This window comes from Petrachloros mirabilis (assembly GCF_975968855.1).
Window position 1 is genome coordinate 1 of sequence record NZ_CDLUDY010000117.1, and the last position, 9,233, is coordinate 9,233.

Consider the following 9,233-nt stretch of genomic DNA (forward strand, 5'->3'; position numbering starts at 1 on the left):
AGAGAGGCCAAGAATGCCTTGAACGGGTTCTACGATCTCTTCAATCGACTAGCCGAACCTGGAAAGGGGAGAGAGGAAGTCGAGCTAGTTCTTGGGAAGCAGATCAATGAGGCCACACAAGCATTTAAACTTGCGATGGACAACGACCTCAATACGCCCATGGTCCTTGCCGCATTCCAAACGCTTCGAGGTGAAGTCAACAAGCTGCTCGAGTCCGGTCTGTCGACAGAGGGGAGGCAGCGGGCACGACAGGCGTTTCGTGCTCTCGGCCAGATAGTGGGATTGTTTCAGTTAGAACGATGGCAATTCAACATTAACATAGAGCCGGGGTCTGGCACTCTTGGTATTTCCGGTTTGGCTCCGACAATTAAGATAACGCCGGGAATCTCTGACGCAGAAATCGAAACAAGGATTGCTGAAAGGCTGGAAGCCAGAAAGAAAAAAGATTTCAAGAGGGCTGATGAAATTAGGCAAGAACTTGCCGCTCTGGGCATCACGATCGAGGATAAGCCTGATGGCACCAGTCGCTGGAAACGCTGAGGAACCGGAACTCCTTTACGGGCTGCATGCGATTCGCGAGGCGCTTCGAGCCGGAACCCGTCCCCTTCAGCGTCTCTTGGTCCAGCGAACCGATCATCAGTTTTCCGACATCGTTCAGCAAGCGAAGGCCAAGCACATTCCGGTGCGCATTGAGCCTCCTGCAGCCCTCGACCGGTTGGTTCCGAAGGGGAAACATCAAGGCGTCATTGCATTTGTCGCAGCTAAGGCCTACAGCAGTACGGAAGATATTCTGCAGCGTGCCAGCCATTGCGTCGAGGCCCCGTTCCTCGTCATCCTCGATGGCGTGGAAGATCCGCATAATCTGGGCGCTGTCTTGCGGACTGCCGAAGCGGCAGGCGTCCATGGCCTGTTCATTCCGGAGCGTCGCGCAACCGGACTTACGTCCGTCGTAGCAAAAGTGTCGGCCGGTGCGCTCGACCATATGTTGGTCGCACGGGTTGTGAATCTCTCTCGACTTATTGAGAACCTTAAAGAACGTGGAATTTGGGTCTACGCGGTTGAGCCGACAGCGAAAAAGCAATATACGGATATCGATATGACAGGTCCTATCGCATTCGTGCTTGGGGGTGAAGGGACGGGCATTCGTCCTGGTGTTTTGAAGGAATGCGACGATCGAACCGCGATTCCGATGATGGGGAAAGTCGAATCGTTGAATGTGTCGGCTGCAGCAGCAGTGACGCTGTTCGAGGGATTGCGGCAACGAGCGGCGAAGAAGCCGGTCGCTACGCCTGCCGAATCTTAATCATGCTTCCTTGAATTGCGGTCTTCAGCAGTTGAGCCGTATTGGACACCCGCATCTTCTTCATCATGTTTGCTCGGTGGGCTTCCACGGTCTTGACGCTGATCTTCAGTCGCTGGCCGATTTCTTTGTTCTTGAAACCAGCCCAGATCAATTCAAGAATCTCCTGCTCGCGGCTTGTCAATGATTCCGGCCGTTTCTTACGTGGCGGCGGTGAGAGATCGACGAGAGAGAGTTTGGACTTTGATTTGATGATCCGTGCCATCTTTTCTCTTCTCCTTTGACGCGGGATGGATTCAGCTATAATGCACGTCGAACCTGGATCCGCCGATCCTGTGCCATCCGTTGAGACGGCGAAGCGCGGCGATTATAGGCAGTCCAGAAATATGTGTAAACCATTGCATAATGGCCCTAGTAAAAATACGTACTTAGCCATTCACCGTACAAAAGAACCAGTACGGGGTAATCGAAGAGATTTCTTCAATGCTTGACGGGTTCTCTTACGTTATTGCCGGTACGGTCGGCGCGTTGATTGGGAGTTTCCTCAATGTCTGCATCTACAGGCTTCCACGCGGTGAGTCGATTGTCTGGCCCGGATCGCACTGTCCTTCCTGTGGGACTCCCATTGCCTTCTACGACAATATCCCTGTGCTGAGCTACCTGTGGTTGCGTGGCCGCTGCCGTACCTGCCATACACCGATCCCGATTCGCTACCCGGTGGTCGAATCAACGAATGCGCTCGGGTACCTCGCTCTTCTCTGGGCGTTCGGTCTGACGTGGACGACGGTGCTCTACGCGATCCTCTTTTCTTCGTTGCTGGTCGTCACTGGAACAGATTTGTCACACAAAATTATCCCAAACGCTGTGACATTGCCGGGCATTGTTCTAGGTTTACTGGGTGCAGCTACAGTGTTGCCCGTGGGTATGACCAACGCCTTGCTCGGTGTAGCGGTGGGGGGAGGTATTCTTTGGGCCCTTGCATGGGCTAGTCCTTATTTGTTCGGCAAGGAAGGAATGGGCGGAGGCGATATCAAATTGTTGGCCATGATCGGCGCATTTCTCGGCTGGAAGCCCGCGCTTCTGACTATTATGATCGGGTCGTTAGTCGGCTCCGTCGTTGGGATAAGTTTGATGGCTCTTCGATTCCTCAAGCGTGACGAGTACATTCCTTTCGGGCCGTTTCTGGTCTTGGGTGCACTCCTCTCCTTGTTCTTTTCCCAGCCTCTCTTGGATTGGTATCAGGGGCTCATTCCTCCCAGCTACTAAGTGATCGCCTCCTCTCTCACGTTGTATCTCTTTCACACACTTCTGTATCTGAATCTTTCTTGCTGACGTGAATCTTCGTCCGGCGAAAGGCTTGAGCTTTTCGCCGAATCTATCTGACCTGAGATCCACAAAGTTCTGCCAATCTCTCATTTCTTTCTGTGGATAATCTAGGAAATTGATTCGCAGTTTTCGATAGGCATGTGTCTTGGATTGTCGAAAACAGTATGTTGCACGAATAGGATTCCAATATGACGAAACAGGGTAGAGCGCGATGTCGACATCAATCGGGAACAACCCTGATGGAACTCCTGGTTGTGGTGTCCATCGTAGCAATTATAGCGGCGATAGCGGTGCCGGGTTATCAGGCGATGATGGCTAGAGCCCACGTCAGAAGCGCGGCGGCTGAAATCGCCTCCGAGATCAGGATGGCCAGGCACCTTGCTATGGCGAGGCGAGAGAGGCTGGTTGTCCGATTCGATCTGGGCGAGAAAGTTATCCGTATATGTCGAACGGATCATTCAGAAATCTTGGATGTCTATCGATATGCTGAAAAGAGCGTGATCGTAGATGAACCAACGGCCGGACCGGAACTCTTTTTCCATCCGAGCGGGCGCGCAGCAACTGCCACGACGATCACGCTGCATGACACAGAGGGGGCGGTTTGGAAACTCACTGTCAGCCTGACTGGGAGAGTAGTGATGTCATGACGTGGCCGCGTTGGATTGCATCGACGAAGGGAGCCAGTTTCTCCGAGGTGCTCGTGGCCATGGCGTTGATGATGATCGGGCTGGCAAGCGCCATGGGAGCCTTTGCAACGGCGGAGCAAACCATAGGTCAAAGTGCGCTGCGGACAAGGGCGCTGGCTATGGCTCAATCGAGGCTCGAAGCGAAACGATCTGTCCGATGGGAGCAGTTGTTGATGGACGATGTCGATCACGACGGCGTGGCAGAGGTCTTCATGAATGATAATGGTCACAGTGGTGATCGAATCGCCGGGGACAGCATCTACTCAGCTCAGTGGGAACATGGTGGGGTTGTCTTGAACTGGACGGTTGCCCTTAATCATGCCGGCCATTTGTCCGAATCAGCACTTGCGGACCTTGAAGTCCGAGCCTCATTCCAAACCACCGGCGGGTGGCAAGAAATTCGACTCGCAACGATCCGTGCGAACCCGGCCTTTGTTGGCAGCAATTAGGGAGAGGAGCGGTGGTCATCTCCGATACTTCAAGGTCTAAACATATCTTCTTCGTGCTGGATACTTCCGGTGCAAGTCTGCTCGAACTCTTGGGGGCGTTAGCTGCGGGACTGCTCGTGTTGGGGGCTATGCTTCATTCACTTTCATTCTTCCAGCGTGAGTTCTCCCGTTACGAAGGACGCGTCATCGAGGAGCAAGATTACCGTTTGGGAATGGAGCTTCTCGAACAGGAGCTACATCTGGCCGGATCCGGATCGCTCATCGGCATAGCCTCAGATTCCGTGGAATTCGTAGCGAACGTTCACGGGTACGCTACGAACTTAACAGCCTTGGCCGCGATTGGACAGACGGTTCTTTCGGTAGAGAACGGCAGCGGCTGGCCTGGCCGTAAAACCCTGCGTGTTTGCTGGAAAAATCTCTGCGAACAATTCACGCTTGCCAAGACTGGGCAGCGGAATCTCCTGACGTTGCTAGAACCAGTACCACGAACGATTCCAGCTGGTGCATCCGTTACGGTGATGAATCATCTCCGGTACTACGGTCGAACCGACGAACACGGGTCGCTGAGACTGCTGAGGCAGATAGACGGAGGGGCCAGCGTGTTGATCGGGGGGATTGAGGCAGTGAAGTTTTCCTATTGGAACGATCTGGGACATGTGACGACCCGTCCAGAACTTGTGAGACGGATCATCGTGGAAATCGCATTTCCCCGCAATTCGATGAAGGCGACCAGAGAGATCAGTCTTAGGACATAGACAGAATCGTCGAGGTTAGTATGAGAAACCGGCATAGCCAGGACTGCAACAGACGAGATACTCGAGGCCACGTCCTCATGGGAGTCCTGCTGCTGCTCATGATTCTCATTTTGTTGAGCATGTCCGCTTTCCACCTGGCCGGCCAAGATGTGCCTGGAATCACGGGAATGAAAGAGGAAAGTATCGCCCAAGAGTTGGCAGATGCAGCAGGTGAGTTGGTGGTGAGTTGGTTTCACGATCCGAAGAAAACGCCTTCTTCGATTGCAGGATTGCTCGCAAGGCGGCAGGGCGACTCAAATAGTGGCCCATCATTCTTTGACGCCGCTGGCCGCTCACAGTTTGTGGGAACAGCCGATCGCCCAGATATCTCCCTCGATAGGGCCAATCTCGACGACGATCGCATTCTTAATAGTTCATCGAGTGGCTTTGGGAACTCACTTCTTGCTCTCGGTCGCCTTGAGCAGATGAAGCTCTACGCCCCATTGCAACCGGGCCTATTGGGGACGTTGGAGGTGACTGCTTCAACGGTCGGGCGGAGGCCGCTTTCGAGAACCATTCGTTTTCAAATAGGAGCTTTGAACATTCCCGCCATTCGCTCCGCCGTGCAAACCGCTCAGCCATTGGGAGTATTCCAGCCCGGCGGTGAAGTGCCGGTACTCGTTCACTGGGGAGACATCCGCGTATTGGGCGATCTGACGATCAATAAGGTCGACGACCTGATCGTTAAGAATGAAACCGCGGCGGTGACGGGACAAACGTATGAATCGATGGGGCGCTTGGAAGACAGATGGACAGACTATTGGATTGGAGGCACGGTCGAGATGCTTACACCGCCGGCATCCGAGACGCCGGTGATTCCCGTAAATGTGCATCTTCGGCAACACCCCACACCAGGTGTAAGGCTCGACCACTGGGACTACGATCTCCTAAAGAGGATAGCGATACAACACGGGAGCTATTACCGTCTCGATCGGAACGGTCGACTTCATCAACTTGGAGAACCGGATTCCGATCCGGGATTGTTACCTTCCGATGTACTCAAATCGGCAGCAGTAGGTCAGAGTCGCGGCCTTGTATTTATCGACACAGTGGACGGTGAAGTTCCTCGTCCAGACAATCTTGGCACACTGATTCTCGACACCGACTATCTCGAAGCTTTGCTGGTGGTACAGGGCCATGTACAGCTAAGACCAACCGATTCAGGACGTTCCATTCCAGTCTTGAGCCCTTCGCCTGAGGGATTAGATTCGCTTGGTAGCCGAATCCCAGTGACTCTCTCGGGGATTCATTTTAACGGGGTTCTGTATGCTGCAGGGGCTATCTCAATCGAACGACCCGTTCGATTCTACGGCGCAGTTATTACCACCGAAGCACTTGTCGCGAGCAACCAGGGAGTTCTACTTGAAGTCTGGTACAACGCAGACCTTGGCAAAGGAAACTTCCGTGGGCTTCCGGTCGTCTATCGAATGCCAGGGACCTGGCAGCTGATGTATTAACGCACGGTTGAGTCGAAAGCACACCGATGGCCAAGACCGATGTGCCATTTCCAGGGACGTCGGGCCATTCGGGATCCCTAGAGATCTCGTCGAGGAATAACGATCGAGGAACAAAATCTTTCACACAATCGATTGAGCAGAATGTGCTGGATGCTCTCGTCTATAAAGGAATTCTCTCCAAGGCAGACCTGGAGCGGGCTACGGAAGAAGCGAAAGGGGAAAGACAAGATATTGAAACCTTGCTCCTGGAGCGGTATCAGGTTCCGAAAGAGGCCCTTGGCGCCGCACTTAGCGACTATTTTCAGTGCCCCTATCTCCCCTTTGACGAGCGGACAGCAATCGATGCCAGTCTCCTGAAAGCGTTGAATCTCGATTATCTCAAGCGGAATCAATGGCTGCCTATCGCCCGCAGGGGACGGCTCCTCGACGTGCTCACGCTGAACCCTCACGATATCGAAAAAGGATGGGATGTGCGAAGGAGTTTCCCTGGATTGACCATCCGCTATGCGGTCGGTCTTCGTTGTGACATTGAGCAGTTTCTTGAGGCGGCAAAGGGTCAGGAGGCGTCTTCTCCAATCCAGACGATTTTGAGCGAGTTGGAGGAGGCCATTCCTGTCGAGCCGGTTGCCGCTCCCGTGTCGGGCGTCTTGGATGAACATGATTCTGCCATTGTTCGACTGGCCAATCATCTCATCACCGAAGCCGACCGTCTTGGCGCTTCGGATTTGCACATCGAACCATACGCGGACAGGAAAGAGACGTCCATCCGTTTTCGTGTTGATGGGAGCTGTTTTACCTATATGCGAGTACCTGCTGGCTATCGTCAGGCCCTGGTGTCCCGCATCAAGATCATGGCCAATCTCGATATTGCGGAACGGCGAAAGCCTCAGGACGGAAAGATCCGGTTCAGGCTGGGGCCGGAACGAGAGATTGAGATACGCGTGGCCACCTTGCCGACCGGCAGCGGGAATGAAGACGCCGTCCTGCGGCTTCTGACGGCGAAGGAACCGATTCCATTGGAAGCTATGGAATTCTCTCCCGATGTGTTGTCTTCGATCAAAGATCTCTCGCAAAGGCCCCACGGGATAATTCTTTGTGTCGGACCTACTGGATCGGGAAAGACGACAACGCTCCACGCCATTCTGAAGCATATCAACACTGAGGAAAGGAAAATCTGGACCGCGGAAGATCCCATTGAAATTACGCAGGATGGACTCCGCCAAGTCCAAGTGCATAGGAAGATCGATCTGACTTTTGCGACAGCGATGCGCGCTTTCCTGAGAGCCGATCCCGACGTCATCATGATCGGCGAAATGCGCGATAGAGAAACAGCCGATATCGCGATCGAGGCTTCCCTCACTGGGCACCTTGTACTCAGCACGCTTCATACCAACAGCGCAGTTGAGACGATCGTTCGCTTGCTCGACCTGGGATGCGACCCGTTTAATTTCTCGGACGCAATGCTCGGTGTGCTTGCGACCAGGCTTTGCAAACGGATCTGTCCGAAGTGCACGGAGTCGTATCACCCATCACGTGAGGAGTTTGAAGAACTACTTCTTGGACACGGAACGAGCTGTCGGAAACCGCTGGAAGTTGAGTATCACGAAGGTTTGAGACTCTCGCGAGGACGAGGTTGTGAGGCCTGTTTACGTACCGGATTCAAAGGTCGGGTGCCTCTTCACGAATGGCTCGTGGGATCCGAGGACATCAAGCAGCTCATTCAATTGAAAGCCTGCACAAGCGATTTATTAGCCAAGGCCATATCAGAGGGAATGGTTACTCTTTTGCAAGACGGTATACGAAAAGTTCTTAAAGGGTTTACCACCTACCGGCAGGTGCGTACTGTGGCGACAAGATAGTCATTGGTCCAGTGGAACATGTGATTAATGGCACGATGAGATGTGTCGCAATAGCTCGCACTACACGATTTCCTTGCGCATTCCATCCCTGCAGAGACTTAAATATAGCTTTCCCAAAGCGGCAATTTCGGAATAGGAGTCGGATTGATCTTTGTGGGTAAGTGGTTGCTCGTAACTATGCATTCCTGATGTCAGATGCTCCAAAGAGTGGATATTCCCCAGCATCAGGGGAATACAGTAGCCTGCGAGTGACATTTTCTTGTCTCATTTTTGGACAAAGTTTGCTATTCGGAGAAACACGAACACGGCCTAGTCGCGTAGCTATTTGATTTTCTTGAGCCTTGTCCCGGGCATGACCCATGCGTAATCAGGTGGTCAAAATCTCGTATGTAGGCGCGATAGATCCACAAATGATTCATGAACAAATAGGTGCGTTGGTGCAAAGGAGGTATCTATGGTTAACTGGAAGATAATTACCGCGAGCATAGCTCTCTCAATCCCTCTTGCCATTTCCTCTGGAGTGAGCGTGGCACAGCAGGTGGTCTGCGATCCGCACTGTTCCCCGGCCTATGAGGATCACCGGGGTGAGGGATTGGAGAATGCAAATACTAAAGCCGACGTTCACGGTTATGATGGTCGGTACAATGCTCAGCTGAAGCAGAATGAGCATAGGCCAGGCGGGTCCGGCGTCGACCAAGATCCAAACCCTCCTGCTCCGACCTCGACCTCTACGGGCGATACGTCGTCTGCCCCTGCACCTTCACCGACTCCGACTTTTTCCTCCGGCTGTTCTCTGTGTTAGCAGCGCTCGCAGTATAGAGACGCGTGTGGCTAGACAACTGGCCACACGCCCGTCTTATTCTCACCTTCTTCAGCACCGCCCTGTTCATCTTGAAAGGCTTCACCTGGAATCTTGTGAAACACTGCACCGATGAATGTTGTGTGGGAAGCCTGAACTCGATATGTCCAAGAAGAAATGGTGCGCGTGGCTTGGAGCGAAGAAAACTGGCGTGGAGTATAGAGCCGACAAGAGATTCCCACCGAGTAGAGATTCCAGACTCCTGCAATGCTGAGATGACGCCTTCAGATGCATCCTCAGAGAGTATCCCGAAATACCTAAGCATCCACAGCGACTTTTTTAGCCTGGCTAGCTCGGCGTGATGTGCGTTTTCTGAGTGTACCGAGAGGGCTCGTTACCACGACAATTCTGGATGAGGGCGTCAAAAATTGTCGACCAGATGCTCAGTTAACGCCGCCGAAGAGGAGACAATGGTCCGTAACACGTTACGAATTCAACGGCTTAGCAAAGGAGGAGAGAAGGTTGGATGGGCATGCTCCTTGCTGTCCACTTGAGGGCCAATC

General features: G+C 53.2%; 9 protein-coding genes. 8 read left to right on the forward strand and 1 reads right to left on the reverse strand.

Annotated features, from left to right (window positions below):
- A partial coding sequence (locus ACWVCN_RS04920; RefSeq protein WP_455244401.1) for a DALR domain-containing protein occupies positions 1-540 on the forward strand: 540 nt, incomplete at its 5' end.
- Positions 515-1,303 (forward strand): 23S rRNA (guanosine(2251)-2'-O)-methyltransferase RlmB, encoded by a 789-nt coding sequence (rlmB, locus tag ACWVCN_RS04925; RefSeq protein WP_455244402.1) that lies wholly within the window; start codon positions 515-517, stop codon positions 1,301-1,303. The genes ACWVCN_RS04920 and rlmB, both read left to right, overlap by 26 nt.
- Here rlmB and ACWVCN_RS04930 read toward each other — a convergent pair.
- Complete coding sequence (locus ACWVCN_RS04930; protein WP_455244403.1) at positions 1,284-1,565, reverse strand: response regulator transcription factor; 282 nt, start codon at positions 1,563-1,565, stop codon at positions 1,284-1,286. The genes rlmB and ACWVCN_RS04930 overlap by 20 nt on opposite strands.
- Before the next feature lie 218 nt (positions 1,566-1,783).
- Here ACWVCN_RS04930 and ACWVCN_RS04935 point away from each other — a divergent pair, with 218 nt between their 5' ends.
- From ACWVCN_RS04935 to ACWVCN_RS04960, 6 genes are all read left to right on the forward strand, one after another.
- Complete coding sequence (locus ACWVCN_RS04935) at positions 1,784-2,566, forward strand: prepilin peptidase (RefSeq protein WP_455244404.1); 783 nt, start codon at positions 1,784-1,786, stop codon at positions 2,564-2,566.
- A gap of 248 nt (positions 2,567-2,814) precedes the next feature.
- On the forward strand, positions 2,815-3,273 hold the full coding sequence (locus ACWVCN_RS04940) for a GspH/FimT family pseudopilin (protein ID WP_455244405.1): 459 nt from the start codon (positions 2,815-2,817) through the stop codon (positions 3,271-3,273).
- Positions 3,270-3,761: a type IV pilus modification PilV family protein gene (locus tag ACWVCN_RS04945; protein WP_455244406.1), complete on the forward strand. Its 492-nt coding sequence runs from the start codon at positions 3,270-3,272 to the stop codon at positions 3,759-3,761. Before ACWVCN_RS04940 ends, ACWVCN_RS04945 begins: the two co-directional genes overlap by 4 nt.
- A gap of 11 nt (positions 3,762-3,772) precedes the next feature.
- On the forward strand, positions 3,773-4,516 hold the full coding sequence (locus ACWVCN_RS04950; protein ID WP_455244408.1) for a hypothetical protein: 744 nt from the start codon (positions 3,773-3,775) through the stop codon (positions 4,514-4,516).
- A gap of 77 nt (positions 4,517-4,593) precedes the next feature.
- On the forward strand, positions 4,594-6,012 hold the full coding sequence (locus ACWVCN_RS04955) for a hypothetical protein (RefSeq protein ID WP_455244409.1): 1,419 nt from the start codon (positions 4,594-4,596) through the stop codon (positions 6,010-6,012).
- A gap of 26 nt (positions 6,013-6,038) precedes the next feature.
- Positions 6,039-7,871: a GspE/PulE family protein gene (locus ACWVCN_RS04960; RefSeq protein WP_455244410.1), complete on the forward strand. Its 1,833-nt coding sequence runs from the start codon at positions 6,039-6,041 to the stop codon at positions 7,869-7,871.
- Positions 7,872-9,233: the final 1,362 nt, after the last annotated feature.

Coding starts and splice junctions, on each gene's coding strand:
- rlmB (WP_455244402.1), top strand. CDS start 515: ATGGCACCAGTCGCTGGAAACGCTGAGGAACCGGAACTCCTTTACGGG.
- ACWVCN_RS04930 (WP_455244403.1), bottom strand. CDS start 1,565: ATGGCACGGATCATCAAATCAAAGTCCAAACTCTCTCTCGTCGATCTC.
- ACWVCN_RS04935 (WP_455244404.1), top strand. CDS start 1,784: ATGCTTGACGGGTTCTCTTACGTTATTGCCGGTACGGTCGGCGCGTTG.
- ACWVCN_RS04940 (WP_455244405.1), top strand. CDS start 2,815: ATGACGAAACAGGGTAGAGCGCGATGTCGACATCAATCGGGAACAACC.
- ACWVCN_RS04945 (WP_455244406.1), top strand. CDS start 3,270: ATGACGTGGCCGCGTTGGATTGCATCGACGAAGGGAGCCAGTTTCTCC.
- ACWVCN_RS04955 (WP_455244409.1), top strand. CDS start 4,594: ATGGGAGTCCTGCTGCTGCTCATGATTCTCATTTTGTTGAGCATGTCC.
- ACWVCN_RS04960 (WP_455244410.1), top strand. CDS start 6,039: ATGGCCAAGACCGATGTGCCATTTCCAGGGACGTCGGGCCATTCGGGA.